Origin of the sequence: Microbacterium kribbense (assembly GCF_039537285.1) — a bacterium.
Lineage (GTDB): Bacteria > Actinomycetota > Actinomycetes > Actinomycetales > Microbacteriaceae > Microbacterium > Microbacterium kribbense.
Genome location: NZ_BAABAF010000004.1, coordinates 37503 through 63950, shown reverse-complemented (window position 1 = coordinate 63950; position 26448 = coordinate 37503). Strand labels below are relative to the sequence as shown.

At 71.1% G+C, this 26448-nt stretch carries 30 protein-coding genes; 13 read left to right on the top strand and 17 right to left on the bottom strand.

What is annotated here, in order from left to right; all coding sequences use genetic code 11:
- Nucleotides 1-13 precede the first annotated feature (13 nt).
- From ABD705_RS06265 to ABD705_RS06245, 5 genes are read left to right on the top strand one after another with little or no spacing between them, the layout of a single operon-like run.
- Nucleotides 14-757 (top strand): NUDIX hydrolase, encoded by a 744-nt coding sequence (locus ABD705_RS06265; RefSeq protein ID WP_344781659.1) that lies wholly within the window; start codon nt 14-16, stop codon nt 755-757.
- Complete coding sequence (nadA, locus tag ABD705_RS06260) at nt 757-2112, top strand: quinolinate synthase NadA (RefSeq protein ID WP_344782019.1); 1356 nt, start codon at nt 757-759, stop codon at nt 2110-2112. The genes ABD705_RS06265 and nadA overlap by 1 nt, the downstream gene beginning before the upstream one ends.
- Nucleotides 2109-3731, top strand: coding sequence for an L-aspartate oxidase (gene nadB, locus ABD705_RS06255; RefSeq protein WP_344781657.1), 1623 nt, complete (start codon nt 2109-2111; stop codon nt 3729-3731). Before nadA ends, nadB begins: the two co-directional genes overlap by 4 nt.
- Nucleotides 3731-4585: a carboxylating nicotinate-nucleotide diphosphorylase gene (gene nadC, locus ABD705_RS06250; RefSeq protein ID WP_344781655.1), complete on the top strand. Its 855-nt coding sequence runs from the start codon at nt 3731-3733 to the stop codon at nt 4583-4585. The genes nadB and nadC overlap by 1 nt, the downstream gene beginning before the upstream one ends.
- Nucleotides 4585-5826: a cysteine desulfurase family protein gene (locus ABD705_RS06245; protein WP_344781653.1), complete on the top strand. Its 1242-nt coding sequence runs from the start codon at nt 4585-4587 to the stop codon at nt 5824-5826. Before nadC ends, ABD705_RS06245 begins: the two co-directional genes overlap by 1 nt.
- On the opposite strand, the gene ABD705_RS06240 is transcribed toward ABD705_RS06245, so the two are convergent.
- Both ABD705_RS06240 and ABD705_RS06235 read right to left on the bottom strand, forming a co-directional pair.
- Complete coding sequence (locus ABD705_RS06240) at nt 5733-7748, bottom strand: ABC transporter ATP-binding protein (RefSeq protein WP_344781651.1); 2016 nt, start codon at nt 7746-7748, stop codon at nt 5733-5735. The genes ABD705_RS06245 and ABD705_RS06240 overlap by 94 nt on opposite strands.
- Nucleotides 7749-7790: 42 nt before the next feature.
- Entirely contained in the window at nt 7791-8429 is a 639-nt protein-coding gene (locus ABD705_RS06235) for a DUF1345 domain-containing protein (protein ID WP_344781649.1), read from the bottom strand.
- Between the two features lie 84 nt (nt 8430-8513).
- On the opposite strand from ABD705_RS06235, the gene ABD705_RS06230 reads away from it, so the two are divergent.
- A complete protein-coding gene (locus ABD705_RS06230; RefSeq protein ID WP_344781647.1) occupies nt 8514-9959 on the top strand; it encodes a DHA2 family efflux MFS transporter permease subunit in 1446 nt (481 codons plus the stop codon).
- A 203-nt stretch (nt 9960-10162) separates the two neighbouring features.
- On the opposite strand, the gene ABD705_RS06225 is transcribed toward ABD705_RS06230, so the two are convergent.
- From ABD705_RS06225 to ABD705_RS06185, 9 genes are all read right to left on the bottom strand, one after another.
- Nucleotides 10163-10633 carry a methyltransferase family protein gene (locus ABD705_RS06225; protein WP_344781645.1) on the bottom strand — a complete coding sequence of 157 codons (471 nt, stop codon included), beginning with the start codon at nt 10631-10633 and terminating at the stop codon, nt 10163-10165.
- A gap of 17 nt (nt 10634-10650) precedes the next feature.
- The gene (locus tag ABD705_RS06220; protein ID WP_344781643.1) at nt 10651-11037 is read right to left on the bottom strand and encodes a VOC family protein; all 387 of its coding nucleotides are present in this window, start codon (nt 11035-11037) and stop codon (nt 10651-10653) included.
- Nucleotides 11038-11222: 185 nt separating this feature from the next.
- Nucleotides 11223-12050 carry a DNA-formamidopyrimidine glycosylase family protein gene (locus ABD705_RS06215; RefSeq protein ID WP_344781641.1) on the bottom strand — a complete coding sequence of 276 codons (828 nt, stop codon included), beginning with the start codon at nt 12048-12050 and terminating at the stop codon, nt 11223-11225.
- 34 nt (nt 12051-12084) lie between these two features.
- On the bottom strand, nt 12085-12399 hold the full coding sequence (locus tag ABD705_RS06210; RefSeq protein ID WP_344781639.1) for a YchJ family protein: 315 nt from the start codon (nt 12397-12399) through the stop codon (nt 12085-12087).
- 5 nt (nt 12400-12404) lie between these two features.
- A complete protein-coding gene (locus ABD705_RS06205) occupies nt 12405-13076 on the bottom strand; it encodes an alpha/beta fold hydrolase (protein WP_344781637.1) in 672 nt (223 codons plus the stop codon).
- Between the two features lie 579 nt (nt 13077-13655).
- A complete protein-coding gene (locus ABD705_RS06200) occupies nt 13656-13976 on the bottom strand; it encodes a HigA family addiction module antitoxin (protein ID WP_344781635.1) in 321 nt (106 codons plus the stop codon).
- Nucleotides 13951-14142, bottom strand: a complete 192-nt coding sequence (locus tag ABD705_RS06195) for a type II toxin-antitoxin system RelE/ParE family toxin (protein ID WP_344781633.1) — start codon at nt 14140-14142, stop codon at nt 13951-13953. Before ABD705_RS06195 ends, ABD705_RS06200 begins: the two co-directional genes overlap by 26 nt.
- 4 nt (nt 14143-14146) lie before the next feature.
- Complete coding sequence (ychF, locus tag ABD705_RS06190; protein WP_344781631.1) at nt 14147-15220, bottom strand: redox-regulated ATPase YchF; 1074 nt, start codon at nt 15218-15220, stop codon at nt 14147-14149.
- Between the two features lie 41 nt (nt 15221-15261).
- Complete coding sequence (locus ABD705_RS06185) at nt 15262-16008, bottom strand: class I SAM-dependent methyltransferase (RefSeq protein ID WP_344781629.1); 747 nt, start codon at nt 16006-16008, stop codon at nt 15262-15264.
- Nucleotides 16009-16146: 138 nt separating this feature from the next.
- Between ABD705_RS06185 and ABD705_RS06180 the strand changes: the two genes are divergently transcribed.
- A complete protein-coding gene (locus ABD705_RS06180; protein WP_344781627.1) occupies nt 16147-16752 on the top strand; it encodes an exonuclease domain-containing protein in 606 nt (201 codons plus the stop codon).
- Between the two features lie 11 nt (nt 16753-16763).
- On the opposite strand, the gene ABD705_RS06175 is transcribed toward ABD705_RS06180, so the two are convergent.
- The gene (locus tag ABD705_RS06175; RefSeq protein ID WP_344781625.1) at nt 16764-17390 is read right to left on the bottom strand and encodes a LysE family transporter; all 627 of its coding nucleotides are present in this window, start codon (nt 17388-17390) and stop codon (nt 16764-16766) included.
- A gap of 78 nt (nt 17391-17468) precedes the next feature.
- On the opposite strand from ABD705_RS06175, the gene ABD705_RS06170 reads away from it, so the two are divergent.
- Nucleotides 17469-18749, top strand: coding sequence for a DNA recombination protein RmuC (locus tag ABD705_RS06170; RefSeq protein WP_344781623.1), 1281 nt, complete (start codon nt 17469-17471; stop codon nt 18747-18749).
- Here ABD705_RS06170 and ABD705_RS06165 read toward each other — a convergent pair.
- Both ABD705_RS06165 and glpX read right to left on the bottom strand, forming a co-directional pair.
- Entirely contained in the window at nt 18730-18972 is a 243-nt protein-coding gene (locus ABD705_RS06165; RefSeq protein WP_344781621.1) for a UDP-N-acetylmuramyl pentapeptide phosphotransferase, read from the bottom strand. The two genes, ABD705_RS06170 and ABD705_RS06165, sit on opposite strands and share 20 nt — an antisense overlap.
- Nucleotides 18973-19125: 153 nt before the next feature.
- Nucleotides 19126-20067 (bottom strand): class II fructose-bisphosphatase, encoded by a 942-nt coding sequence (gene glpX, locus ABD705_RS06160; protein ID WP_344782017.1) that lies wholly within the window; start codon nt 20065-20067, stop codon nt 19126-19128.
- 302 nt (nt 20068-20369) lie between these two features.
- On the opposite strand from glpX, the gene fbaA reads away from it, so the two are divergent.
- A complete protein-coding gene (gene fbaA, locus ABD705_RS06155) occupies nt 20370-21398 on the top strand; it encodes a class II fructose-bisphosphate aldolase (RefSeq protein ID WP_344781619.1) in 1029 nt (342 codons plus the stop codon).
- Between the two features lie 51 nt (nt 21399-21449).
- On the opposite strand, the gene ABD705_RS06150 is transcribed toward fbaA, so the two are convergent.
- Genes ABD705_RS06150 through ABD705_RS06140 form a run of 3 tightly spaced genes read right to left on the bottom strand, consistent with a single transcriptional unit; the run spans nt 21450 to nt 23518 of the window.
- Nucleotides 21450-21908 (bottom strand): COG4315 family predicted lipoprotein, encoded by a 459-nt coding sequence (locus ABD705_RS06150; RefSeq protein WP_344781617.1) that lies wholly within the window; start codon nt 21906-21908, stop codon nt 21450-21452.
- 15 nt (nt 21909-21923) lie between these two features.
- The gene (locus ABD705_RS06145) at nt 21924-22463 is read right to left on the bottom strand and encodes a DUF6264 family protein (RefSeq protein WP_344781615.1); all 540 of its coding nucleotides are present in this window, start codon (nt 22461-22463) and stop codon (nt 21924-21926) included.
- Nucleotides 22460-23518 carry a 4-hydroxy-3-methylbut-2-enyl diphosphate reductase gene (locus ABD705_RS06140; RefSeq protein WP_344782015.1) on the bottom strand — a complete coding sequence of 353 codons (1059 nt, stop codon included), beginning with the start codon at nt 23516-23518 and terminating at the stop codon, nt 22460-22462. The genes ABD705_RS06145 and ABD705_RS06140 overlap by 4 nt, the downstream gene beginning before the upstream one ends.
- A gap of 79 nt (nt 23519-23597) precedes the next feature.
- On the opposite strand from ABD705_RS06140, the gene xseA reads away from it, so the two are divergent.
- From xseA to ABD705_RS06120, 4 genes are read left to right on the top strand one after another with little or no spacing between them, the layout of a single operon-like run.
- Nucleotides 23598-24896, top strand: a complete 1299-nt coding sequence (xseA, locus tag ABD705_RS06135) for an exodeoxyribonuclease VII large subunit (RefSeq protein ID WP_344781613.1) — start codon at nt 23598-23600, stop codon at nt 24894-24896.
- 3 nt (nt 24897-24899) lie between these two features.
- The gene (locus ABD705_RS06130; RefSeq protein WP_344781611.1) at nt 24900-25130 is read left to right on the top strand and encodes an exodeoxyribonuclease VII small subunit; all 231 of its coding nucleotides are present in this window, start codon (nt 24900-24902) and stop codon (nt 25128-25130) included.
- Nucleotides 25130-25771 carry a DUF4245 family protein gene (locus ABD705_RS06125; protein WP_344781609.1) on the top strand — a complete coding sequence of 214 codons (642 nt, stop codon included), beginning with the start codon at nt 25130-25132 and terminating at the stop codon, nt 25769-25771. Before ABD705_RS06130 ends, ABD705_RS06125 begins: the two co-directional genes overlap by 1 nt.
- Complete coding sequence (locus ABD705_RS06120; protein WP_344781607.1) at nt 25768-26421, top strand: carbonic anhydrase; 654 nt, start codon at nt 25768-25770, stop codon at nt 26419-26421. The genes ABD705_RS06125 and ABD705_RS06120 overlap by 4 nt, the downstream gene beginning before the upstream one ends.
- Nucleotides 26422-26448: the final 27 nt, after the last annotated feature.

Sequence of the window (26448 nt, the reverse complement as noted above, 5' to 3'; positions counted from 1 at the left end):
AGTTAAGGTCACTATGACACGAACCACGACTCCGCCCCCGAGGATCGCCGTCTCGACGGTGATCTTCACGCTGCGCCCGTCCGCCGGTGGTGCTGTGCTCGCGCTGCCGCTGGTGCGCCGCACTCGCGATCCGTTCCAGGGGCACTGGGCGCTGCCGGGCGGCTGGCTGGACGCGGCCGAGGGCCTGGACGCCGCTGCCTCGCGCACCCTGGCCGAGACCACCGGGCTCACCGCCAGCTACCTGGAGCAGCTGTACGCGTTCGGCGACGTCGACCGCTCCACCACCCGCGTCGTCTCGATCGTGTACTGGGCGCTGCTGCGCCAGGACGAGGTGGATGCCCAGCGCGCCGCGCACGACGCGGCCGGCGACGCGCCCGAGAACGTGGCATGGTCTGCGGTCGAAGACCTGCCCGCCCTCGCGTTCGACCACAACCAGATCATCACCTACGCCCTGTGGCGGCTGCGCAACAAAGTCGGCTACTCGCGCATAGCCCACGGCCTGCTGCCGGACGAGTTCACCCTCGCCGAACTGCGCGAGGTCAACGAGTCGATCCTGGGCCGGCGCCTGGACCCGGCGAACTTCCGGCGCCAGGCCGAGGCCTCCGGAACCCTGATCCCCACCGACCGGTTCCGCACCGGCAGCCACCGGCCGGCCCGCCTCTACCGCTATGACGTCGCGGTCGAGCTCGCCGAGCGCGGACCGCTGTCGGCGCCGCCGGAATCCGACCATCCCGTCCCCCACCGAATCGAGGAATGATGACCCTCTCGCCGCTGACCTTCACCGAGCGCCCCGATCCGCTCGACGCCTCGGTCGACCACGCTCTGCAGGCGATCGCCGCAGGCGAATCGGCCGACCAGGCCTGCACGATGGATCTGGTCGCCGCACCCTGGGACTTCGACCCCGAACCCGGCTACGGCCCGGGCGCGTCGATGGGCGACGTCATCCCGACCGGCGCTCCCCGCCAGGGCGAACTGCCGCAGGAGTACCGCGACGCCTCGGCCGAAGAGCTGGCCGAGCGGGTGCAGGCGGCCCGCGCGACGCTCGGCGACCGGGTCGTCGTCCTCGGCCACTTCTATCAGCGCGAAGAGGTCGTCGTGCACGCCGACTATGTCGGCGATTCGTTCCAGCTGGCGGGCGCCGCGAAGGCGCACCCCGAGGCCGAGGCGATCGTGTTCTGCGGCGTGCACTTCATGGCCGAGACCGCCGACCTGCTCTCCGGGCCGGATCAGGCCGTCATCCTGCCGAACCTGGCCGCCGGCTGCTCGATGGCCGACATGGCCTCGATCGACGAGGTCGAGGAGTGCTGGGAGCAGCTGGCCGAGATCTACGGCGACCTGGACGCACCCGACGCCGAGGGCCTGGTGCCGGTCGTGCCGGTGACCTACATGAACTCGTCGGCGGCGATCAAGGGCTTCGTCGGGCGGCACGGCGGCATCGTGTGCACGTCGTCGAATGCCCGCACCGTGCTGGAGTGGGCGTTCGCGCGCGGCCGCCGGGTGCTGTTCTTCCCCGACCAGCACCTGGGCCGCAACACCGCCAAGGCGATGGGCGTGTCCGAGCAGCAGATGCCGCTGTGGAACCCGCACCAGAGCCTGGGCGGGCGCAGCGCGGACGAGCTCGCCGGGGCGCGGGTCATCCTCTGGCACGGATTCTGCAGCGTGCACCGCCGCTTCACCGTCGACCAGATCGCCCAGGCGCGCGCGGACCACCCGGGGGTGCGGGTGATCGTGCATCCGGAGTGCCCGGCGCCGGTGGTGGATGCCGCGGACGAGTCCGGCTCGACCGCGTACATCCGCCGCGCCATCGAAGAGGCGACCGAACCGACCGTCTTCGCGATCGGCACCGAGATCAACCTAGTCAAGCGGCTGGCCGCGCAGAACCCGCAGCACACCGTGTTCTGCCTGGACCCGGTGGTCTGCCCGTGCTCGACGATGTACCGCATCCACCCCGGCTACATGGCCTGGGTGCTCGAAGGCCTCGTCGCCGGCGAGGTGCGCAACCGCATCCAGGTGTCGGCCGATGTCGCGGGCCCCGCGCGGCTCGCGCTGGAGCGGATGCTGGCCGCCAAGCCGCCGGCTGCCGCGTCGGCTGCGTGGGGGAACGCCTCGTGACCGAACCCGCACCGCACGTCGTGGTGGTCGGCAGCGGGATCGCCGGGCTGACCGCCGCGCAGCACGCGCTGGCCGCCGGATGCCGGGTGAGCCTGGTGACCAAGGGCGAACTCGCCGACGCGAACACGACTGCCGCGCAGGGCGGCATCGCCGCGGCGTGGTGTGCCGACGACCGCCCCGCCGATCATGCGCGCGACACGATCACCGCCGGCGCCGACGCGAACGATCCCGCGGCGGTGCAGACGCTGGTCGCGGCCGGCCCGGCGGGCATCCGCGAGCTCATCGATGCCGGCGTCGCGTTCGACCGCGACGCCGACGGCTCGTTCACGAAGGGGCTGGAGGCCGCGCACTCCTATCCGCGCATCCTGCATGCCGCCGGCGACGGCACCGGCCGGGTCATCGAGCAGGCGCTGATCGCCCGCCTGGCGGGCAGTGCCGTGCAGGTGCTCGAGCACGCGTTCCTGATCGACCTGATCATCCGCGGCGGCCGGGTGACCGGCGCCCGGCTGCTGATCTCGGGGTGCCGCAGCATCCTGCCCGCCGACGCCGTGGTCCTCGCGACCGGCGGCGCCGGACAGCTGTACGCCCGCACGACGAACCCCGCGGTGGCCACCGGCGACGGCGTCGCGGCCGCGATCCGCGCCGGCGCGGCGATCGCCGACCTGGAGTTCGTGCAGTTCCACCCGACCGTCCTGGCCGAAGGCGCGCCGTTCCTGGTCTCGGAGGCTGTGCGCGGCCAGGGAGCGACGATCATCGACGAGCAGCGCCGGCGGTTCCTGTTCGATGCGCACCCGGACGGCGAGCTGGCCCCGCGCGATGTGGTCGCCCGGGCGCTGGCCCGGCGGATCGCGGCGCAGCACGGCCGGCCGGTGCTGCTGGATGCCACCGGGCTGCACCGCCCGGATCCGCACGAGCGCGCGGCGTTCCTGGCCCGGCGCTTTCCGACCATCGACGCCGCCGTGCGCGAGCGCGGTCTCGACTGGGCGCGCGAGCCGATCCCGGTGACCCCGGCCGCGCACTACGTGATGGGCGGCGTCGCCACCGACCTGGACGGTCGCACGAGCGTGCCCGGGCTGTACGCCGCCGGCGAGGTCGCCTGCACCGGCGTGCACGGCGCCAACCGGCTGGCATCGAACTCGTTGCTGGAGGGGGCCGTCTTCGGCGCCCGTGCCGGCGCGGCGGCGGCCGCCGATGCCGCCGCCGGCGTCTCGGGGATCCCGACGCCCCTGGCGCCGCGCACCGCTGCGCACCCCGACGCGACGGCGCCCGCCTTCACCCGCGCCGCGCTGCAGGAGGTGATGTGGCGTGACGCCGGGCTGATGCGAGACGCCGCCGGCCTGGGCCGCGCCGCAGGCGTGCTCGCCGCGTGGGCCGTGCAGCCGCGCACGCCCCGCACCGTCGCCGACTTCGAAGACGAGAACCTGCTCGCCGTGGCCCGGGCGGTCGTCGCCGCCGCCGCGGCGCGCACCGGCTCGCTCGGTGCGCACTGGCGCACCGACGACCCGGGCAGAACTCCTCCGATCCCGGCACTCGGGCGCCGGAACCAGTCCGATCCGGCCCCCGTCGCCCCCGATCGACGGAGTTCTGCCCGGCAGGCGCTGCTGACGGAGGTCCGCTGATGCTCGCCGACATCACGATCGACCGCGCCGTGCGCGCCGCCCTCGACGAAGACGCGCCCTGGGGGGATGTCACCAGCGCGGCGCTGATCCCCGAGACCGCGACCGCCACGGCCGACCTGGTCGCCCGCGAACCCGGCACCTTCGCCGGCGGCGCCGTGTTCGCGGCGGCGTTCCGGCTGACCGATCCGCGCGTGCAGACCACGCTGCGCACGGCGGACGGCGAGCGCTTCGCCGCCGGCGACGTGCTGGCGCAGGTGACGGGCCCGGCCCGCGCGGTGCTGACCGCCGAGCGGGTCGGCCTGAACTTCACGCAGCGGATGGCCGGCATCGCGACCCTGACCGCACAGTATGCCGCCGAGGTCGCGCACACCCGCGCCCGCATCGTCGACACCCGCAAGACCACCCCGGGACTGCGCGCGTTCGACAAGCACGCGGTGGTCTGCGGCGGCGGCCACAACCACCGGTTCAGCCTGTCCGATGCCGTGATGGCCAAGGACAACCACCTGGGTGTGCTCACCGCGCAGGGCATGAGCGTCACCGCGGCGCTGCAGCTGGCGCAGGCCCGGCTGCCGCACACCGTGCACATCGAGGTCGAGGTGGACCGGCTCGACCAGATCGAGCCGGTGCTGGCGGCCGGGATCGGCACGATCATGCTCGACAACTTCTCGCTCGAGGACCTGCGCACCGGCGTCGCCCAGGTCGCCGGCCGGGCGATCGTGGAGGCATCGGGCGGCGTGAACCTGCAGACCGTGCGCCGGATCGCCGAGACCGGCGTGGACGTCATCTCGGTGGGCGCCCTCACGCACGGCGCACGGGCGCTCGATCTCGGCCTCGACCTGCGCATCGCCGGCTGATGCTGTACCTGGACAACGCCGCCACCACCCCGGTGCGCCCCGAGGTGCTCGCGGCGATGAGCCCGTACCTGACCCGTCGGTTCGGCAACGCGTCGAGCCATCACACCGTCGGCGAGGCATCCGCCGCCGCACTCGTCGACGCCCGCAGCCGGGTGGCCCGGGTGCTCGGCATGCGCGCCGGCGACGTCGTGTTCACCTCCGGTGGCACCGAGGCCGACAACCTGGCGGTGAAGGGCATCGCCGTCGCCGCGAAGCTGAACCGGTCCGCCGCGCACGTGGTGACGCTGCCGATCGAGCACGAGGCGATCCTGGAGTCGGTCGCCCACCTGGAGCGCGTGCACGGCTTCACCGCCAGTCAGGTTCCGGTGGACGAGCACGGCCGGGTGGAGCCGACCGCGATCGAGGCCGCGCTGCGTGCCGACACCGCGCTGGTGAGCATCGGCTACGCGAACAACGAGGTCGGCACGGTGCAGGATGTCGCCGCCATCGCCGCCGTCACGCAGAAGCACGGGATCCCGCTGCATATCGACGCCGTGCAGGCCGCCGGATGGCTGCCGCTGTCGGGCACCGGCGCCGACGCCATCTCGATCGCGGGGCACAAGATCGGCGCCCCGAAGGGCACCGGCGCGCTCGCGGTGCGCGGGCGCATCCCGATCGAGCCGCTGCTGCACGGCGGCGGTCAGCAGCGGGGCCGGCGCAGCGGCACTGAGGACGTCGCCGGCGCCGTGGCGCTGGCGACGGCGCTGGAGCTGGCCGACGTGGAGCGCGCGGCGGATGCCGCGGCTGTGAGCGTGCTGCGGGACGCGTTCATCCGCCGGGTGCTGGCATCCGTGCCGCAGGCCCGGCTGACGGGGCACCCCGTGCACCGCCTGCCCGGTACCGCCTCGTTCACCTTCGCCGGCACCAGCGGCGAGGCGGTGCTGCTCGAGCTCGAGCGACGCGGCGTGATCTCGGCCAGCGGATCGGCGTGCGCCGCCGGCTCGGACGCGCCCTCGCACGTGCTGGTCGCGATGGGCATCGACCCTGCCCTCGCGCAGACCTCGGTGCGGTTCACGCTGCCGCACGGCTGGCGGCAGAGCCTTGATGCCACCGCCGACCTCGTCGCGGCGTCGGTGGCCGCGGTCACCGGCTGGCCGGCCGGCGGCCGTCAGACGCCGGGCGTGATGTCCGGTGGCGCGATCCACAAGACGCCGTCGGCGACCGGCACCGACGGGGTGCGCGCCCCGTCTGCCGGTGCCTGATCGGCCCGACGCTCCGGGTGCGCGACCGGCAGCGCGCCGGCATCCGTGTGCTCGGACTGCAGCACACTGCTGGCAGCCAGCTGCTGCGCGGCCAGCTCGGCGTACAGGCCGCCGCGCGCGATCAGCTCGGTGTGCGTGCCGGATTGCACGATGCGGCCGGCGTCGATCACATGGATCATGTCCGCGCCGATCACGGTGGACAGCCGATGCGCGATCGACAACGTCGTGCGGCCGCGGGCAGCGGCCTCCAGCGCGTCCTGCACGACGCGCTCCGAGACGGTGTCCAGCGCGGACGTGGCCTCGTCCAGCAGCAGCACCGGGGGGTCTTTCAGCAGCACCCGGGCGATCGCGATGCGCTGCTTCTCACCGCCGGAGAGCCGATAGCCGCGCTCCCCCACGATCGTGTCGTAACCGTGCTCGAACCCCTCGATGATGTGGTGGATGTTGGCGGCCGTGCATGCGGCGAACAGCTCTTCGTCGGTGGCGTCGGGTTTGGCGTAGCGCAGATTCTCGCGGATCGTGGCGTGGAACAGATAGGTCTCCTGTGAGACGATCCCGACGCAGTCGATGATCGACTCGGCCGACAGCTGACGCACGTCGGTGCCGGCGAACAGCACGGCACCGCCGGATGCCTCGTACATCCGCGGCGTCAGGTACAGCACCGTGGTCTTGCCGGCGCCCGACGGCCCGACGAAGGCGACGTGCTGCCCGGGCTCGGCGACGAACGAGATGCCCTGCAGGGTGGGGCGCACCTCGGTGGCGGCATCCGGGTAGCGGAACACGACGCCCTGGAACTCGACGCGTCCCACCGGGCCGGGTCCGTCGGCCACCGCGATCGCACCGGGGCCGTCGGCGATGGCCGGCACCAGGTCGAGGTACTCGAAGATGCGGGCGAACACGGCGCTGGAGGTCTGCAGATCCAGCGCGACCCGCATCAGCCCCATCAGCGGCATCAGCAGCCGGGCCTGCACGGTCGTGAACGCGACGATGGTGCCGGCCGTGACGGCCCCCGCGCCGCCGGCGACGAGGTACCCGGCCACCAGGTAGATGATCGCCGGCACGCTGGACATGATCACCTGCACGACGGCGAAGAAGCCCTGCCCGCTCATCGCCCGGCGCACCTGCAGGCGCACCTGGTTGCGGTTCTCGTCGGCGTACCGCGCCGACTCGGTGCGCTGCCGGTTGAACGACTTCGACAGCAGGATGCCCGACACGCTCAGCGTCTCCTGCGTGATCGAGGTCAGCTCCGACAGCGACTCCTGCGTCTGCCCGGCGATGCGCGCCCGCACCTGGCCGACGCGCCGTTGCACGAGCACCAGCACCGGCATGATCACGACGGCGATGATCGTCAGCCGCCAGTCGATCAGGATCATGGCCACCAGCGACGCGATCACCGTGACGACGTTGCCGAGGATGCTGGTGACGGTGTTGGTGAGCACCCCCGAGACCGCGCCCACGTCGTTCTGCAGCCGGGACTGGATGACACCGGTCTTGGTCCGTGTGAAGAAGCCCAGTTCCATGGCCTGCAGGTGGTCGAACAGGCGCACCCGCAGATCGCCGGTGACCCGGTTGCCCACCGTCGAGGTGAGCCAGGTCTGAGTGACGCCGAATGCCGCCGACAGCAGGAACAGCCCGATCATCAGGAGCACGAGCTTCAGCAGCAGGCTCAGGTTCGGCCCGCCGCCGGCGAGCGGGAACAGCGCGTCGTCGAAGACCCGCTGCACGATCAGCGGCGGGATGACCGCGACGCCGGCGCCGATCACGACCAGCAGCCCGGTGCTGATGATCCGGCCCCGATAGGGGCGGAACAGTCCGACCACCCGCCGGCCGAGGTCGGAGATCTGCGGCGCGGCGGCGTTCAGCTTCTTCTGCGCGGCGATGTCGACGCCGCGGAATCCGCCGCCCCGGCCGCCCATGCTCATCCGTTCAGCCTATCGACCGCCACCCGGTCCGTCGCCTGCCGCTCACAGGCCGGCGAGCAGGTTGATGACGGTGCCCAGGATCACCGCACCGAACAGATAGCCCAGCAGCGACTGCGCGATGATGACCCGGCGCATCTCGCCTGCGGTGAGGTTGGTGTCGGCGATCTGGTAGGTCATGCCCACCCCGAACGACACATAGGCGAAGTCCGTGTACGTGGGGTCGCTGTCCTGGTTGAACGAGATGCCGCCGACCGGCTCACGGTAATAGGTGTCGGCGATGCGCAGGATGTAGATCGTCTGGATCAGCAGCCACGTCGCGGCGACGCTGACCAGCGCCACGCCGGCCAGGGCGAACGCGACGCCGCCGCCGACCTGTCGGGTCTCGGTCAGCACGACGACGACCGCCGCGATGCTGGCGATGCTGCCGAGCACGGCGATGACCCTGCTGATCCGCCGGCCCGGGTCCTCTGCCGTCGCGTGCGCGCGCGTCTGCGCGGCATCCATCGGCCATACCGCGAACAGCATCCACAGTGCCGCTGTGAGGGCGGAGGCGGCCCAGCCCGACAGGATGCCGCCGGCCAGCCCCAGCAGAGGGCTCAGTGCGAAGCCGATCGCGACCCCGACCACGATCGCGACGATGCCGCGCACCGCCACCATCGCGTGCAACGCCGGTCGTGCCATGCCGCAATATTCGCACGAGATGGGGGGAATGCCGGTGAGGGCAGCGCAGTTATCCTTGGAGTTCGCTTTGAGGAGACCCCACCCATGGCTGTGCCCGCGACGACGTCGACCGTCCCCGCCCCGACCGTGCTGGGGCCTGCGCAGTCGCGCGTGATCTGGCTGCTGCTGGCCGCCGCCTTCACCGCCGTGCTCAACGAGACGACGATGGGCGTGGCCATTCCACACCTGATCCACGACCTGCACATCACGGCCGTCGCGGCGCAGTGGCTGACCACGGCGTTCATGCTGACGATGGCGATCGTGATCCCGATCACCGGGTTCCTGCTGCAGCGGTTCACGACCCGTGCGGTGTTCATCGCGGCGATGTCGCTGTTCTCGACCGGCACGCTGCTGGCCGTGCTCTCGCCGGGGTTCGAGATGCTGGTGGTGGCGCGGGTCGTGCAGGCCACCGGCACGGCCATCATGATGCCGCTGCTGATGACCACGCTGATGACCGTGGTGCCGGCGCACTCACGCGGCCGCATGATGGGCCGGGTCAGCATCGTGATCGCTCTGGCGCCGGCGATCGGCCCGACCCTGTCGGGCTTTCTGCTGGACACCGTCGGGTGGCGGTGGAACTTCGTCGTCGTGCTGCCGATCGCGCTGATCGCGCTGGCGGCGGGCGCGCGGTGGATGCGCAACGTCGGCGACACGTCGCAGGCGCCGCTGGATGCCCTGTCGATCGTGCTGTCGGCGTTCGGCTTCGGCGGCATCGTCTATGGCCTGAGCCAGGTGGGCGCCACCGCCGGGTCCGCCGGGTGGCTGGTCGGCTCGCTCGTGGTCGGCGTCGTGGCGCTGGGTCTGTTCCTGTGGCGCCAGCTGCTGCTGCAGCGGGCCGACGACGCACTGCTGGACCTGCGCGTGTTCCGCTTCTCGAACTTCTCGCTGTCGATCGCGCAGATGCTGCTGCTGTCGTTCGCGTTCTTCGGCGCCATCACGGTGCTGCCGCTGTATCTGCAGGCGGTGCGCGGCGTGGACGCGCTCGAGGCCGGTCTGATCCTGCTGCCCGGCTCACTCGCGATGGGCTTCTCCGGCCCGTTCATCGGCCGGATCTACGACCGTTGGGGCACCCGGGCGCTGCTGGTGTCGGGCTCGGTGCTGGCCGTCGCCGTGCTGTGGGTGTACACAACGCTGGATGCCGCCACCCCGGTGTGGTTCATCGTGGTGATGCAGACCGTGCTCGCGCTGGGCCTCGCGCTCTCGTTCACCCCGCTGTTCACGGCGTCGCTGGCCTCGCTGCCGCGCCGGCTGTACTCACATGGCAGCGCCGTGCTGGGCACGGTGCAGCAGGTGGCCGGCGCGGCCGGAGTGGCGGCGATGATCGCCGTCATGTCGGCGATCTCGATCACCGACGGCGCAGTGGGCGACGCCCTGACCGCCGGGGGCTCGCGCGGTGCATTCCTGATCGCGGCGGTCGTGTCACTGCCGCTGCTGGCGGGTGCGTTCCTGATCCGCAAGCCGGTCGATGACGCAGCCGACGCCCCGTTCTGAGCACGACGAGGCCATCACCTGTCGGTGATCCGCACCCGCCTGTCGGTGATCAGTTGCTGCAGCAGCCGTCCACGCCGCAGCAGGCACCGTCCTCGATCACGGTCAGCAGGTTCGCCTGGGCCGGAACGGGCTGCAGCGTCGGGACGGGAAGATTCGCAGTGGCCATGACTCAATGCTAGTAGGCCTGCCGGCATCCGGGCGCGTCACGCCTCCGGCGTGCCGAACCAGCGCGGCACGGCCCGGCGATACGCGTCGTAGCGCTTGCCGAAGCGGTGACGCAGCGCCTGCTCCTCGCGCGCGACCTGCGTGCGGTCGATGACGGCGACGAACCCCGCCGCCGGCACCAGCATCGCGAGCGAGCGCCGCAGCACGGCGTGGGCCACGAGCATCCCGGTCAACGCGAGGTAGACCGGGTTGCGGGTGAGGGCGAACGGCCCGTCGGCGACCAGCACCCGGGTGCGCTCGGGATGATCGGGGCTGATCGTGGTGCCGTGGCGGCGCATCGCCGCGACCGACCGGGCAGCGAGGACCGCGCTGCCGCCCGCGATCGCGAACGCAGCCAGACGGGACCCCCTGCTCGGCCGGCAGTGCCTGCCGAGCATGAGCTGCAGTCCTGTGGCCGCGGCCAGCCAGACCGGGGGCGGCGGCGTGGCGCCGACATCCTTGGTTCGCATAGCGTCAGCGTGAGCCCTCAGAGCTGGGCGATCCCGAAGACGTTGCCGTCCGGGTCCCGGAACCAGGCCATCCGGTCCTCGCCCATCTCGGCGATGCCCTTGGCGTTGGTCTTGACCCGACCGGCGTCGAACTGATCGAAGACCACGCCGGCTGCCGTGAGTTCGTCCACGGTCGCTTCCAGATCCTCCACCTCCCACGCGGCGATCGTGCCCTTGGAGGCGCCGGCGTTGGCCGGCGACGGGTAGATGTGAATCTCGCGGCCCGAACCGGCCGGGTAGGTGATGCCGCCGTCGCCGATCGGCCGACCTCCCGTCAGACCGAGCTTGCCCTCGTAGAATTCCTTCGCCTTCTCCATGTCGGACACCGGTATCGCCGGCTCGACCTTGGCGTTCGAAAGACCCATTTCCGCTTCTCCGCTCTTCCCCAGTGGATGACGACCAGACAGATCATCATGCGGCCGAGACTGCGCACCGAAGGCTGCTCGGTGGCGTGCGTTGCCCCAGTCATCGCCCGTCGCGTCGCACACTACCATCCCGGGCGCGACCGCCGACAGGTGCCGTCGGCGCTGATCGCGCCATGGTCACCGGCTCACGTCACAACCACCCCGGGCGTCTGGCAGCTCGGGCAGTACTGCGCGGTCGTGCCGCCGAAGGCGAGATCGTGGATGACGCCCCCGCAGGCCGGGCAGGCCTGCCCGCCGCGCCCGTGCACGACCATCGCGTCGATCTTGGCCTGCTTGAGGGTCTCGATCGGGATGCCGCGGCGCGCGCGGGTCGCGGCACCGAGCACGTCGCGCATCGCGGCGAACAGGCGCGCCCGTTCGCCGTCGGTCAGCAGATCGCCGTGCACGAGGGGCGACAGTCGAGCGCGGTGCAGGATCTCGTCGGAGTAGGCGTTGCCGATGCCGGCGAACGACTCCTGCTCCTGCAGGATCGCCTTCAGCTGCTTGCGCCGGCCGGCCACGGCCCGATCCACGATGTCGCGGGAGAAATCCGGGTCGAGCGGATCCGGGCCGAGCTTGCCGATGGCCGGCACCGCATCGGGGCGGTCTGTGAGCCACACGCCCACCGATACCCAGGAGCCGGCGTCGGTCAGCTCCAGCGTTCCGCAGTCGAAGGTCAGCACGACCAGCGCCGGCGCCACACCGCCGTCCGCCGCCACACCGGCCGCATCCGTCCAGCGCACCCATCCGTGCCGGCCCAGCGAGATCACCACGTGGCCGGACTCGAGCGCGATGTCGAGGTATTTGCCGATCCGGTGCACTCCGGCGATCGAGGCGCCCACCAGGCTCGCCAGCGGTCGGCCGCGCGTCTTCATGGCGCGGAACTCGACGAGATCGACTCCGTGGATGCGGCATCCGGTCACTCGCCGGTCGAGCGTCTCGGCGAGCGACTGCACCTCCGGCGACTCCGGCATGACGCCATCCTGCCATGTTCCGCAGCGGCGCCGGTCACCCGCGGATCTCGCCGTCCAGGTAGAACCAGCGCCCGTCTTGGCGGACGAAGCGGGAGCGCTCGTGCAGGATGCCGATGCCTTCGTCTGCGAAATGGGTGGCCCGGAACTCGACGATGCCGGTATCGTCGCCGGCCCCGCCGTCGACGACGTCGACGATCTGCAGCCCGCGCCACCGGGGGTTGCCGGTCAGGTCGAGCGCGACCGGCCTGGTGGACGGATGCCAGGTGCGCAGCAGCCAGGCGGCGTCGCCGCGGCGGAACGCATCGAACCGCGAGCGCATCAGCTGCTCGGCGGTCTCGGGCTCATCCACGCCGGTCAGTCCCAGTCGAGGTAGTCCTCGATCGCCCAGGCGGCCGCACCCGGGTGGGTGCCGGCGAAGAAGTGCCCGCCCCCATCGACGGCCACCACACTCACCCGGTCGGGCGCCGAGTCGCGCAGGGCCTCGCCGTTGGCCGGAGGGGTGACCGCGTCGTCGCTGCTCTGGATGACGAGCACGGGGACGTGCGGCGCAAGGCCGGCCCACTCCTGCAGCACAGTGGCCGCGAGCGCAGCATCCTGCAGAGCGTCCGCCTGCGCATCGCGTGCACCCTCGAGCGATGCAGGCAGCTCGGCGACTCCCGTCGTCGCGGTCTGCACGCCCAGCAGCAGCACGCCGTCAACCCGGTCGGCGTGATCCAGCGCCACCGTGCGCGCGACGGCGCCGCCGAACGCGTGGCCGCCGATCCACGCGTCGTCGATGCCGAGGTGATCGAGCACGTCGACGACGTCGCGGGCGAGGTCATGCATCGTGAGGGGTGCGTCCGGCGCCGGCCGGCGCGATCCGATGCGCACGACGCGGTGGTCGGCTTCCGTGAGCATCTCGGCGAGGGTCGCAAGGTACGCAGAATTCAGACCCCGCCCCGGAATCAGCACCACTGCCGGTCCCCTGCCCTCGTCGACATAGGGGATGGCACGGCCGCCGGGGTCGAGCACCTGGGTCTGGGCCATCGTCTGTCCTCTCACGAAACGCGTCGCCTTCGACCCTAACGGGTGCCGACGTCGCGACCGACCCCGCCGTGGTGCCGGGCGCCATCGCCGCGACCACAGGAGACGCCGACGGGAGTGCCGTTGCGGATCACACGTTGAACCGGAGCTCCACCGGGTTATGTCAGCGTCAGCGGTCAGTCCACACGATCGGCGAAAGCTGGAAGAAGTGGCGCTCGTGAAGGTCCGGTTTCGACGGCCAGCTCACCGCCCTCCACGACGTACGCCACAACCTTTCCGACCAGTCGACGGTCGGGCCCAGCGCTCAGGAGTTCTTGGTTCATCGGCTACCCCGCTGAGCGCCCGGGGCGACGACGTCAATCCCTATCGCGGCCGCTGCCTGCATCAGCCGAGGATCGTAGCTGAGAATCGCATCCGCGTCGAGGCGAATCGCCGCCTCCAAATGGAGCGCGTCAAGAGTCCGCAGACATGTCGTAGTGCTCCACGCCTGGCGATCGAGTCACGCGTACCCGCAGACCCGTCTCTTCCCACACCTCTCGGACAGCCGCGTCACGCGGACCACGCGACGTGGCAGCAACCCGTTCACGTGACCTCCAGCGGCGTGATCGCCGCGACCTTCTCGCGCAGCGCGCGGCGTTCGCGCCGCAGCTCGTAGTTCGACTGCAGGTTCATCCAGAACTCCTCGGACGTCCCGAAGTAGCGCGCCAAGCGGATCGCCGTGTCGGCCGTGATCCCCCGCTTGCCGTGCACAATCTCATTGATTCGCCGCGGCGGCACCCCGATCGACACTGCCAGCTTGTTCTGCGTGATTCCCAAGCCCTCGATAAAGTCCTCCATCAGGATCTCTCCCGGATGGATCGGCTCGATCAGGTCGGGCTCAGTGGTAGTCGACGAGTTCGACATCTTCCGCACCTCCATCTCGCCAGGCGAAGCAGATCCGCCACTGAGAGTCGACCCGGATACTGTGCTGACCTCGGCAGTCGCCACGCAACTGCTCCCACCGGTTCCCCGGCGGGACACGAAGATCCTCGAGATCCCTGGCCGCGTGAATCAACTCGAGCTTGCGCATAACGCTATACGTTAAATCTGAACTCGACCACATCGCCGTCGTGCATCACGTAGTCCTTGCCCTCCAGGCGCGCCTTGCCGTGCGCGCGGGCCTCGACGATCGACCCGAGCTCCATGAGATCGTCGAACGAGATGACCTCGGCCTTGATGAAGCCCTTCTCGAAGTCGGTGTGGATCACTCCGGCCGCCTGCGGCGCCTTCCAGCCCTTGCCGATCGTCCACGCACGGGCCTCCTTGGGCCCGGCCGTCAGATACGTCTGCAGCCCGAGGGTGTCGAAGCCGATGCGCGCCAGCTGGGCCAGCCCGGACTCCTCCTGCCCCGTGGATGCCAGCAGCTCGGCGGCATCGGCCGGATCGAGGTCGATCAGCTCCGACTCGATCTTGGCGTCCAGGAACACGGCGTGGGCGGGCGCGACCAGCGCCTGAAGCTCCGCCTCGCGCGCGGCATCCGTCAGCACTGCTTCGTCGACGTTGAAGACGAAGATGAACGGCTTGGCCGTCAGCAGCCCGAGTTCGCGGATCGGCTGCAGGTCCAGGCCCGCCGCCGACAGCAGCACGCCGCGCTCCAGGGAGTCCTTGGCCGCGGTCGCCGCCTCGAGCACCGCCGCATCGAGCCGGCGTCCCTTGACCTCTTTCTCATACCGCGGCAGCGCCTTCTCGAGCGTCTGCAGGTCGGCGAGCATGAGCTCCGCGTTGATCGTCTCCAGGTCGCCCTGCGGATTCACGTCACCGTCCACGTGCACGACGTCGGGGTCGGCGAATCCGCGCACGACCTGCGCGATCGCGTCGGCCTCGCGGATGTTTGCCAGGAACTGGTTGCCCAGCCCCTCCCCCTCGCTCGCGCCGCGGACGATGCCGGCGATGTCGACGAACGACACGCTGGCCGGCAGCGTGCGCGCACTGTGGAACAGCTCGGCCAGCCGGTCCAGGCGCTCATCGGGCAGGCTCACGACCCCGATGTTGGGCTCGATCGTCGCGAACGGATAGTTCGCCGCGAGCACCTGGTTGCGGGTCAGTGCGTTGAAGAGGGTGGACTTGCCGACGTTGGGCAGTCCGACGATTCCGATGGTGAGGGCCACGGGCACCCAGTCTACGGGGCGGGATGCCGGGGCCCGCCGCGCTACGGCCGGGCGGCGCGGAACGCCGTCGTCCGGTACGGCAGCTCGATGACGGCGTCGCCGACGGCGCCGATCCGGTCGAAGACGACCTCCAGCTCACGGTCGATGCGCTCCCGCTCGGCGGGTGCGGCGGTGATGATGTAGCTGCGCGAGTGCACCATGTCCCACAGCCGCGCGCGGGTCATCGGACGCGGCCAATCCCAGCTGCGCTGCTCCGGCTGCTCGAAGGGCGCGCGCACCTCGGGCCCGGGACCGGCCATCATGATCTCCGCCGCGCTGCCGTGCATGATCGCCGTCATCTCGGCCACCCACGCCACACGGTTGTCGCGGAGGTTCCAGATCAGGCCGAGCACTCCCTGCGGGCGCAGCACCCGGCCCACTTCGGCGCTCGCCGCAGCCGGCTCGACCCAGTGCCACGCCTGCCCGAACACGACGGCGTCCACCGACCCATCCGGCAGCGGCAGCTTCTCGCCGGTGCCGACGAAGGTCGGCACGCCCGGCACCGCCTGACGCAGCTGCTCGAGCATCGCGGGGTCCGGGTCGATCGCGACCGGCGCAGCGCCTGATTCGGTGAGGACCCGGGTGAGCTTGCCCGTGCCGGCGCCGACATCGGCCACCCGCGGGCGCACGCCGCCGCGCACCGGCTCCAGCATCCACGCCACGGCCTCGGCGGGATACTCCGGCCGCCCGGCGTCGTACACACCGGCGGCGCTGCCGAAGGAACGGGACATCTCATCGCGAGTGGCCATGTCTCGACCCTACGACGTGGCCGAAGCAAGCTGAATGCGCGCCTGGCCACGGTCTGCGCCGGTGCCGGACGGTATCAGCCTGCTTCTGTCACGGCGCGCCTGCCCGCCACGCAGACATCGCGGCGCGAAAGTGGACGCGTGCCACTGGATTTCACCGCGATCGACTTCGAGACCGCGAATTCCAGTTCCGCCTCCGCCTGCGCCGTGGGCCTGGTCCGGGTCCGGGCCGGCCGGGTCGTCGCCCATGCCGGCTGGCTGATCCGTCCGCCGGCCGGTCACGACCGCTTCTTCGACGTCAACATCGGCATCCACGGCATCCACCCAGAGGACGTCGCCGGCGCGAAGGGTTGGAGCGCACAGCTCGACGACATCGCCGCCTTCGCCGGCGCCGACGTGCTGGTCGCGCACAACGCCGGGTTCGACATGGCCGTGCTGCGCCGGGCCTGCCAGGCCACCGGGGACATCTGCCCGCCGTACCGGTACCTGTGCACGCTCCAGCTCGCCCGCCGCGCGTACGCACTGCCCTCGTACCGGTTGCCGGTCGCGGCGGCCGAGGCCGGATTCGGTGATTTCGCCCACCATGAGGCGACGGCCGATGCCGAGGCGTGCGCACACATCGTCATCGACACCGCGCGCCGCGCGGGGGCCGAGGACCTGGATGACCTCGCCCGGCGGCACGGGCTCGCGGTGAAGGTGCTCGACCCCGCCGCCGACGTGCGCGAGCCGGTCTTCACCGCGGCCTGAGCGCGCCGCGCTCAGCGCACGAGCAGCAGGAGCCCCGCGACGGCGATGAACAGTACGCCGAACACGATGTCGAGCCGCTTCTGCCCGCGCGGAGTGCGCACGAAGCGTCGGAAGGGCTCCGCCGCGGCGGCGAAGAAGAACCACATCACGACCACGTCCACGACGATGACGGTGCCGATCAGGATGAGGTACTGCCCGAGCGGCGGCTGATCGAGTCGGATGAACTGCGGCACGAACGCGAGGAAGAAGACGATCGCCTTCGGATTGAGCAGGTTGACCCAGAACCCGCGTCGGATCATCGACGGCGCGCTCTCGCGCCGGCGGGAGGGATCTGCGACGTCGGCCGCGACGACCGGCCGGGTCACGATCATCCGGATGCTGAGGAACACCAGGTAGGCCGCCCCGAGATACCGGATGGTCTCGAACAGCACCTCGGACCGCGCCACGAGCAGGCCGACCCTCGCCGCCACGATCACGACGTGCACGATGAGGGCGAGCTGCTGCCCCATCACTCCCCACAGCGAGCGGCGCCACCCCTCGTTCAGCGCGTTCGACATCGTGTTGATCGCCCCGGCGCCCGGCGTCAGGCTGATCACGACGCACGCGGCGAGAAGGGAGAGCCATACCGTCAACGTCACCGAGTCATCCTATGGGCGCGGCACGCGTCTGCCGTGCGCCGCACGCCCGATGTCGGAGGCCCCGGTCATGCTGAGGACATGGATGCCGCAACCCTGCTGATCGCCGTGCTCGTGCTGGCCACCGGATTCGCCGCCGGGTGGGCGGTCCGCGCCGCCCGCGCCGCGCACGCGCGGGCGGATCTGACCGCACGGACGATCGCCGCCGAGACCGCAGCCCAGGGGCTGCGCGCGCAGCTCGCCCAGCTGCAGGAGCACTACCGCGAGACGGCCGGTCAGTCCCGTGCCGACCAGGCGACGCGCGAGGAGCGCGAGCGGCGCGAGCAGGCGGTGCTGCGCGCCCTCGGGCCGGTGCACGAGACCCTGCAGACGATGCAGCGCAAGGTCGACGAGCTCGAACACGACAGGCACGAGCAGTACGGCGCGCTGAGCGAGCAGCTGCGCCGCACCAACGAGACCGAATCGGCACTCCGTGCCACCGCCGAATCGCTGGCCGGCGCGCTGCGCTCGGGCAGCACCCGGGGGGTATGGGGCGAGACGCAGCTGCGCCGCGTAGTCGAGGCCGCCGGACTCACCCACCACGTGGACTTCGACGTGCAGTCCTCCCTCGAGACCGATGCCGGTGCCGGCCGTCCGGACATGATCATCCGTCTCCCGGGTGCGAAGTCGCTCGCCGTCGACGCCAAGGTCCCGTTGGACGCGTACCTCGAGGCCGCCGCGATCCCGCTGACCGCGACGGGCGATGAGGGCGCCCGGCGACAGGCGCTGCTGCAGCGCCATGTGAAGGCCGTCCGCTCGCACGTGGACGCCCTGGCGAAGAAGACGTACTGGGCGGGGCTCGACTCGAGCCCCGAATTCGTCATCTGCTTCATTCCCAGCGAGTCGCTGCTCGGCGCGGCGCTGGAAGGGGATCCCGCTCTGCTGGAGTACGCGTTCGCAAAACGGGTCGCCCTCGCCTCTCCGGTCAACCTCTGGGCGGTGCTGAAGACCGTGGCCTACACCTGGACGCAGCAGGACGTCTCACAGGAGGCGCGGCGCCTGTTCGACCTCGGCAACGAACTGTACAGCCGCCTGTCCTCGCTGGCGGCCCACGCCGACGATCTGCGCCGTGCGATCGAGCGCACGGTCGACAGCTACAACCGCTTCGCCGGCTCGCTCGAGTCGCGCGTGCTGGTCAGCGCACGCCGCTTTCCCGGAATCGACCAGACCAAGCTGGACGCGCTCGACGAACCCGGCGTGATCGACAAGACCACGAGGCGACTGACCGCTCCAGAGCTGCTCGGCGACTTCGACGAGCACGCCCTTGTCGCGGATGTGGGCGACATGCGCACCCGGATCGCGGTCAGTGACCGCCGGGAATGAAGCTGAGCAACGCGATCACGGCAGAAGAGACGACGACGAAGGCCCCGATCATCCACCAGGCGCTGATCTGCTCGCCGTCTTCATGGCGGACGCGGAACAGCACATCGGGACGGCGGGCGGGGTCCACCTCGATCGGCTTGTGCCCGCCGGTGCGCGAGAGAGCGTCTGCCACGACGGCATGAGCTCCGGTACGCGGGGACAGATCGTGTGCGTCTGCAGCCATGTATGCGTCTCCTCAACGGCCGGGCGCCCTGACGGATCGCTCCGGCCGCGACGATTCTGCCACGACTATCCGGGAATCGGCCGCATTCCGTGCACCCCGTGCGCACCGATCACAGGATTCTCATCTGTCACGTGCGGCCGCTGCCGCGTGTGGTCACAGCCACTTCGAGACGAGGTGCTCCGACGAGATCCGCCGCAGCGTGCCCGATGCGCTGCGCAGCACGACGCTCTCGGTGTAGACGTATCCGCCCTCGCGGCGCACGCCCGCCACGAGCTCGCCGTTGGTGACGCCGGTGGCCACGAACAGCGTGTTGTTGCCGCGCACCAGATCCTCCGCCTCGTAGACGTGGCCGTCCATGCGCAGCCCGGCATCCGCGCCCCGCTGCTTCTCGTCGTCGTCGCGCGGCCACAGCCGGCCCTGGATGTGCCCGCCCAGCGCCTTGATGGCGCACGCCGTGACGATGCCCTCGGGGCTGCCGCCCACGCCCACGCACATGTCGGTGGGCGCGCCGTGCCGGGCCGCATTGATGCCGCCGGCCACGTCGCCGTCGCTCATCAGCCGGGTGCCGGCACCGGCTTCGCGGATCTCGTCGATGAGCTTCTCGTGCCGGGGGCGGTGCAGCACCGAGACGACGATCTCGTCGACGGGCTTGCCCAGCGCCTTCGCCAGCAGCCGGATGTTCTCGCCGATGGGCAGCCGGATGTCGACGATGCCGACGCCGGCGGGTCCGGTGACGAGCTTGTCCATGTAGAACACGCTGGAGGCGTCCAGCATGGTGCCGTGATCGGACACCGCGATCACCGACAGCGCGTTGTTGCGGCCCGCCGCCGTCAGCGAGGTGCCGTCGATCGGGTCGACGGCGATGTCGTACTGCTGACCGTGGCCGTTGCCGACGTGCTCGCCGTTGTACAGCATCGGCGCGTTGTCCTTCTCGCCTTCGCCGATGACGATCGTGCCGTCGAACTCGACCGTGGTCAAAAACGCCCGCATGGCGTCGACGGCCGCGCCGTCTGCCGCTTCCTTCTGCCCGCGACCGATGAACGGCACCGCGCGGATCGCCGCCGCCTCGGTGGCACGCACCAGCTCCAAGGCCATGTTGCGGTCCGGCCGCAGCGGAGCCGCTCGGGTGCCCTCCTGCGAGGCTGCGGGCGTGCTCACGTCTGTTGCAGGAGTGATCATGAGGTCACGATAGCGCCCCGCCCGGCAGGAATCAGGCCGATTCCCAGCGAATTCCGCCGAAGAAACAGCGGTTCTTTCGTCCGTGTCATCCCGACGGCTCCCCCGACGTGCTGCCGGGCCGGAATGACCCGTGCACGCTTCGCTAGAGTTGAAGGCGAAGCACCCTCGACTCCACCCCCCCCCCGCCACGACTTCACCACGACCAAGGAGCGCACGCCATGCCCGTCGCCACCCCCGATCAGTACGCCGACATGCTCGACCGCGCCAAGAGCGGCGGCTTCGCCTACCCGGCCATCAATGCCTCGAGCTCGCAGAGCATCAACGGCATCCTGCAGGGTCTGACCGAGGCCGGCTCGGACGGCATCATCCAGGTCACCACCGGCGGGGCCGACTACTTCGCCGGCCATACCGTGACCGGCCGCGCCTCCGGCGCGCTCGCGTTCGCGAAGTATGCCACCGAGGTCGCCAAGAACTATCCGATCACGATCGCGCTGCACACCGACCACTGCCCCAAGCCGGCACTGGCCGACTTCGTGCTGCCGTTGATCGAGGCATCCGAAGAAGAGGTCAAGGCCGGACGCAACCCGATCTTCCAGTCGCACATGTGGGACGGCTCGGCGGTGCCGCTGGCCGAGAACCTCGAGATCGCGAAGGATCTGCTCCCCCGGCTGAAGAACATCAACGCGATCCTCGAGGTCGAGATCGGCGTCGTCGGCGGCGAAGAGGACGGTGTGAAGCACGAAGGCACCAACGACGCGCTCTACACGACCACCGGTGACGTCGCGAAGGCCGTCGAGGCGCTGGGCCTGGGCGAGGCGGGCCGGTGGATCGCCGCGCTCACCTTCGGCAACGTGCACGGCGTGTACAAGCCCGGCAACGTCAAGCTGCGGCCCGAGCTGCTCGGCGAGATCCAGGCGGGCATCGCCCAGCGCTTCGGCACCGGTCCGCTGCCGCTGGAGCTCGTCTTCCACGGCGGGTCCGGCTCGTCCGACGAAGAGATCGCCACTGCCGTGGCCAACGGCGTCGTGAAGATGAACATCGACACCGACACGCAGTACGCCTTCACCCGCTCGGTCGCCGGTTACATGTTCGAGAACTATGCGGGCGTGCTCAAGCTGGACGGCGAGGTCGGCAACAAGAAGCAGTACGACCCGCGCGCATGGGGCAAGATCGCCGAGACCGCCCTGGCCGCCCGGGTGGTCGAGGCCACTAAGCAGCTCGGCTCATTCGGCAAGAGCCAGTCCTGACCGGTCGCCCGGGCCGGATGTCCCGACCGGGGCGTCCTGCCGGGCGCGGCGTCAGCGGCCGATCTCGGTGACCCGCTCGCCGTTCGGCGACAGCAGCCACCAGACGCCGCCGGCGCCCTGACCCTTGATCGTGTCGGCGACGACGTCGCCGTCGAAGGTGTACAGCGGCCAGCCATTGAACGTCACCTGGTAGTGACCGCCGGACAGCGGGATCTCGCCGACCGTGCCGGACAGGCCCGCGCCGCCGGGCGAGGTCGACGTGGTCGTCACCGCCGGCCAGCTGGCCAGGCACGCGCTGTCGCAGACGCTCTCACCCGAGTTCTGGGTGTCTTTCGCATAGAGGTACACCGCGTGACCGTCGGCGTCGGCCACCACGTCGCCGGCGGTCGAATGCATCACCTTCAGCACGACCTGCGGCCCGGTGGGTGCAGCGCATCCCGACAGCAGCGCGCCCGCGCCCAGGACGGATGTGGCCAGGGCGAGCGCGGTCAGCGCGCGAGGGATCCGCATGGTTCCAGTCTGCCCCTAGTGCGCCTGCAGATAGCCCACGAAGGCCGGATCGTTCATCAGCGGCACCGCGACGCAGATGACGACGCCGATGTAGCTGACCACGGCGCCCACCACCGGTATCCACCAGGACCTTCGCCCGTGGCGGATCGCCCGGACCGACAGCAGCAGCGTGCCCAGATAGCCGACGACCATGACGACGGCCGCGGCGATGCCCCATGCGTGGGCGGCCGCAGTGTCGGTGAAGTGCCCGGGCACCCCCATCATCGTGTAGGTCGTGCCCACCACCTCGGCGAGGTTGACGAACGACATCACCGACAGCAGCACGTTGACGCCGCCATAGGCGAGCAGCGCGATCGTCACGATCCGATCGACCGGATGCCGCGATGCGGCGGCGCGGGCGGGCCTCATCCCCGATGCCGGCGGCGGCGCTGCGGGCGCCGGCCCGACCGGCGGCGCCGGCGACGCGGGCTCCCGGATGCGGGCGCGCTGCTCTTCGGCCGACGCGTATTCGCCGTACTGGGGCCGCGGGCGACCGTTCGGCTGCGGTGCGCTCATCGACGACCTCCTCGGCCCGAGACGCCGTCGGCGTCGTCGCGCAGCTGCTTGGGCAGTGCGAACACCAGATCCTCCTGGGCGGTGTGCACTTCTTCGACATCGCGGTAGCCGGCCTCGGCGAGCTGGGCGAGCACTTCGCGCACCAGCACCTCGGGCACGGATGCCCCGCTGGTCACGCCCACGGTGGTGACGCCGTCCAGCCACTCCTGCCGGATCTCGTCGGCGTAGTCCACGCGCTGCGCCGCCCGGGCGCCGCCCGCGCGCGCCACCTCGACCAGGCGCATGCTGTTCGATGAGTTCGCCGAGCCGACGACGATCACCAGGTCGGCATCGGCCGCGACCTTCTTGATCGCCACCTGCCGGTTCTGCGTCGCGTAGCAGATGTCGTCGGTGGGCGGGTCCGCCAGCAGCGGGAAGCGCTCGCGCAGCCGGCGCACCGTCTGCATGGTCTCATCCACCGACAGCGTCGTCTGCGACAGCCACACCACGTTGGCGGGGTCCCGCACCTGCACGGTATCGGCCGCCGCCGGCGAGTCCACCACGGTGACATGCTCAGGGGCCTCACCCGTGATGCCTTCGATCTCTTCGTGCCGGGCATGGCCGATCAGCAGGATCTCGCGGCCGCCACGGGCGAACCGCACCGCCTCGCGGTGCACCTTGGTCACCAGCGGGCAGGTCGCGTCGATCGCCTGCAGGCCCCGATCCGCCGCCGCCTGCACGACCGCCGGGGCGACTCCGTGCGCGCTGAAGACGACGTGGGCGCCCTCGGGGACCTCGTCGACCTCGTCGACGAACACGGCGCCGGCGGCCTCCAGCTCGGTGACGACATGGACGTTGTGCACGATCTGCTTGCGCACGTACACCGGCGCTCCGAAGCGCTCCAGCGCCTTCTGCACCGCGAGCACCGCCCGGTCCACGCCCGCACAGTACCCGCGCGGCGCGGCCACCAGCACCCGCTTGTGTCCGGACGTCGGGATATCCTGGAGCGGCTCCGCCCGCACCGGTCGCCGCGGCGCCGGCACACGCGGTGTCGGCACCAGCACGGGCACAGCCATGACGGGGTTGCTCACCCCACCGATACTACGGTCGCGACGCTGAAGATGGCCCGGGTGGCGCCGCCGACGGAAGGACACCATGACCACGTTCCGGCCCGAACCGGCCGACCAGGCGCCCCCGCCGGACTCCGTGCACCCGCGTGACTCGAGCAGCCAGGCGCCGACATCGGTGTCGCGGCTGAACGAGACCATCCACGGCTTCGTGCAGCGGTGGGGCGCGGTGTGGGTCGAGGGTGAGCTGACATCGTGGAACGTGCGCGGCGGGGCCGTGTACGGGCGCATGAAGGATGCCGGAGCCGACGCGACGCTGTCGTTCCGGCTGTGGTCCAACGTGCGGGCCCGGCTGCCGGACGACCTGGAGGTCGGTGACCGCGTCATCGCGTGCGTGAAAGCGGACTACTACGCCCGCGGCGGCGACTTCACCTTCACGGTATCGCAGATGCGGCGGGCAGGGCTGGGCGACCAGCTGGAGCGGCTCGAACGGCTGCGCGTGCAGCTGCGCGCGGAGGGCCTGTTCGACCCGGCGCGCAAGAAGCGCCTGCCGTTCCTGCCCCACTGCATCGGCCTGATCACCGGCGAGCGGTCCGACGCCGAGAAGGACGTGCACCGGGGCGCCGAGCTGCGCTGGCCGCAGGTGCGGCTGCGCACCGTGTACGCCGCCGTCCAGGGCGATCGCTGCGTGCCCGAGACGCTGGCCGCCCTGGCGAGCCTGGATGCCGATCCCGACGTGGACGTGATCATCATCGCCCGCGGCGGCGGCGACCCGCAGGCGCTGCTCGGGTTCAGCGACGAACGGCTGCTGCGCGCCGTGGCCGCGGCATCCACCCCCGTCGTCAGCGCGATCGGACACGAGAACGACCGGCCGCTGCTGGACGACGTCGCCGACCTGCGGGCATCCACCCCCACCGATGCCGCCAAGCGGGTGGTGCCGGATGTCGGCGAGCAGCGCGCCCTGGTGGCCCAGCTCAGATCACGCCTGGCCACGCGGCTGACCACCCGCGTCGCGCACGACATCGCCGCGCTCGAGCAGCTGCGCACCCGCCCGGTGCTGCGGGATCCGGACCAGCTGCTGCAGCCGCGCGCGCAGGACGTCTGGCTGCTGACCGCCCGCGGCCGCGACACGGTCGATCGCGCGATGGATGTGCAGTCCCGCCGCGTCGCCGAACTGCGCGCCACCCTCCGGGCGCTCTCCCCCGGCGCGACGCTGGCGCGCGGCTACGCGATCGCTCATCTGGCCGACGGGGTGATCCTGCGCGATGCCGACCAGGCGCCGGCGGGCACGCCGCTGACCGTGACGCTCGCGCGCGGGTCGGTGCGGGCCACGGCGCGGGGCGAGGTCGCCGAATCGGGGCCGGAGGCAACCGGAACTAAGCTGTAGAGCATGACCGAACCGAGCCAGGGCGTCGCCGAGACCGCGTCCCTGACCTTCGAGCAGGCGCGCGACGAGCTCGTGCGCGTGGTGGCCGAACTCGAGCAGGGCGCACCCACGCTGGAGCAATCCCTGGCGCTCTGGGAGCGCGGTGAGGCATTGGCCGCTCGCTGCGAGCAATGGCTGCTCGGCGCCAAACGCCGCCTGGACGACGCCCGCGCGCAGGCCGAGACGGAGGCGTGATGGCCGACCGCCATCGCATCGTCGCCGAACTCGGCAGACCCGAGACGGCGGCCGAGACCAGCGCCCGCAAGGCCGAGTCCTCCCGGGTCTACCGCTCCAGCCAGACCGTGCGGGGCCTCCTGGCCGCGCTGCTGGTCACGCTCGCCGTGGTCGCCGTGGTCGTGCTGATCACGCCGCGGGGCGACTTCAAGTCCGCTCCGGCCATCGACGTGTCCGCCGTCGCGGGCGACGCCGCATCGGCCTATGGCCGCACCGTGATCGTGCCCGAGGTGCCGGCCGGCTGGCGGGTCAACTCAGCAGAGGTCTCGGGTCAGCAGGTGACGACCTGGACCATCGTCTACGCGACCGCCGAAGCCACCGGCTTTCTGCGCGTCGCGCAGGGCTTCGACGCCGACCCGGCCTGGGACGCGCGACTGCTGGCCGGCGCCGGAGCCGACGGCACGGTGCGCATCGACGGCATCGAGTGGACGCGCTATGCGATCTCGAATCCGTCGGCGGCCACCAGCATCGACTATGCGATCGGGACGGTTGCCGGACCTGACCGGATTCTCATCTACGGCGCCACCGACGCGCGCACCGCGGCCGTCGCCGCCGCGGGACTGACCCACCAGATCACCGCCCTCCGGAAGGAAAAGCCATGACCGTACCCCCCTCTCTCACCCCGCAGCAGGCCTGGGATGCGCTCGCTGCCGGAAATGAGCGCTTCGTAGGGGGCACGGTCCAGCATCCGCACCAGGACCCGGCGCGGCGCGACTCGCTGGCCGACGGCCAGCACCCGCACACGGTGTTCTTCGGCTGCTCCGACTCCCGGCCCACCGCCGAGATCATCTTCGATCAGGGCCTGGGCGACATGTTCGTCGTGCGCAACGCCGGCCAGGTGGTCGGTGCTGCCGCTGTCGGCAGCATCGAGTTCGGGGTCGGGATCCTGCAGGCACCGCTGCTGCTGGTGCTCGGGCACGAGTCGTGCGGCGCGGTGCGCGCGGCCATCGACAGCACCCGGGTGGACGCCCCGGCCCTGCCGCCGGCCATCTGGCGGCTGATCGCGACCATCGTGCCCACCGTGCAGCGCGTGATGCGTGCGGACCACACGAGTCCCGACACGGTGGATGCCGCACGCGTCGGCCGCGAGCACGTGCGCGACACCGTCGCCGAACTGCTGGGTTCGTCGGCGATGATCGCGAACGCGGTCGCCGACGGCCGATTGGGGATCGTCGGAGCGGTCTACAATCTCGGCGAGGGCACGGTGGTGCCGCACGTGACCGCAGGCCCGATCACCATCGCCGGACTGTGAAGACCCAGGACCCGTTTTCAAGAGGAG

What these genes read in the sequence shown, in the direction of transcription:
- ABD705_RS06265 (WP_344781659.1), top strand. Translation starts at nt 14, where the DNA reads ATGACACGAACCACGACTCCGCCCCCGAGGATCGCCGTCTCGACGGTG.
- nadA (WP_344782019.1), top strand. Translation starts at nt 757, where the DNA reads ATGACCCTCTCGCCGCTGACCTTCACCGAGCGCCCCGATCCGCTCGAC.
- nadC (WP_344781655.1), top strand. Translation starts at nt 3,731, where the DNA reads ATGCTCGCCGACATCACGATCGACCGCGCCGTGCGCGCCGCCCTCGAC.
- ABD705_RS06245 (WP_344781653.1), top strand. Translation starts at nt 4,585, where the DNA reads ATGCTGTACCTGGACAACGCCGCCACCACCCCGGTGCGCCCCGAGGTG.
- ABD705_RS06240 (WP_344781651.1), bottom strand. Translation starts at nt 7,748, where the DNA reads ATGAGCATGGGCGGCCGGGGCGGCGGATTCCGCGGCGTCGACATCGCC.
- ABD705_RS06235 (WP_344781649.1), bottom strand. Translation starts at nt 8,429, where the DNA reads ATGGCACGACCGGCGTTGCACGCGATGGTGGCGGTGCGCGGCATCGTC.
- ABD705_RS06230 (WP_344781647.1), top strand. Translation starts at nt 8,514, where the DNA reads ATGGCTGTGCCCGCGACGACGTCGACCGTCCCCGCCCCGACCGTGCTG.
- ABD705_RS06225 (WP_344781645.1), bottom strand. Translation starts at nt 10,633, where the DNA reads ATGCGAACCAAGGATGTCGGCGCCACGCCGCCGCCCCCGGTCTGGCTG.
- ABD705_RS06220 (WP_344781643.1), bottom strand. Translation starts at nt 11,037, where the DNA reads ATGGGTCTTTCGAACGCCAAGGTCGAGCCGGCGATACCGGTGTCCGAC.
- ABD705_RS06215 (WP_344781641.1), bottom strand. Translation starts at nt 12,050, where the DNA reads ATGCCGGAGTCGCCGGAGGTGCAGTCGCTCGCCGAGACGCTCGACCGG.
- ABD705_RS06205 (WP_344781637.1), bottom strand. Translation starts at nt 13,076, where the DNA reads ATGGCCCAGACCCAGGTGCTCGACCCCGGCGGCCGTGCCATCCCCTAT.
- ABD705_RS06200 (WP_344781635.1), bottom strand. Translation starts at nt 13,976, where the DNA reads ATGTCGAACTCGTCGACTACCACTGAGCCCGACCTGATCGAGCCGATC.
- ABD705_RS06195 (WP_344781633.1), bottom strand. Translation starts at nt 14,142, where the DNA reads ATGCGCAAGCTCGAGTTGATTCACGCGGCCAGGGATCTCGAGGATCTT.
- ABD705_RS06185 (WP_344781629.1), bottom strand. Translation starts at nt 16,008, where the DNA reads ATGGCCACTCGCGATGAGATGTCCCGTTCCTTCGGCAGCGCCGCCGGT.
- ABD705_RS06170 (WP_344781623.1), top strand. Translation starts at nt 17,469, where the DNA reads ATGGATGCCGCAACCCTGCTGATCGCCGTGCTCGTGCTGGCCACCGGA.
- ABD705_RS06165 (WP_344781621.1), bottom strand. Translation starts at nt 18,972, where the DNA reads ATGGCTGCAGACGCACACGATCTGTCCCCGCGTACCGGAGCTCATGCC.
- glpX (WP_344782017.1), bottom strand. Translation starts at nt 20,067, where the DNA reads ATGGCCTTGGAGCTGGTGCGTGCCACCGAGGCGGCGGCGATCCGCGCG.
- fbaA (WP_344781619.1), top strand. Translation starts at nt 20,370, where the DNA reads ATGCCCGTCGCCACCCCCGATCAGTACGCCGACATGCTCGACCGCGCC.
- ABD705_RS06150 (WP_344781617.1), bottom strand. Translation starts at nt 21,908, where the DNA reads ATGCGGATCCCTCGCGCGCTGACCGCGCTCGCCCTGGCCACATCCGTC.
- ABD705_RS06145 (WP_344781615.1), bottom strand. Translation starts at nt 22,463, where the DNA reads ATGAGCGCACCGCAGCCGAACGGTCGCCCGCGGCCCCAGTACGGCGAA.
- ABD705_RS06140 (WP_344782015.1), bottom strand. Translation starts at nt 23,518, where the DNA reads ATGGCTGTGCCCGTGCTGGTGCCGACACCGCGTGTGCCGGCGCCGCGG.
- xseA (WP_344781613.1), top strand. Translation starts at nt 23,598, where the DNA reads ATGACCACGTTCCGGCCCGAACCGGCCGACCAGGCGCCCCCGCCGGAC.
- ABD705_RS06130 (WP_344781611.1), top strand. Translation starts at nt 24,900, where the DNA reads ATGACCGAACCGAGCCAGGGCGTCGCCGAGACCGCGTCCCTGACCTTC.
- ABD705_RS06125 (WP_344781609.1), top strand. Translation starts at nt 25,130, where the DNA reads ATGGCCGACCGCCATCGCATCGTCGCCGAACTCGGCAGACCCGAGACG.
- ABD705_RS06120 (WP_344781607.1), top strand. Translation starts at nt 25,768, where the DNA reads ATGACCGTACCCCCCTCTCTCACCCCGCAGCAGGCCTGGGATGCGCTC.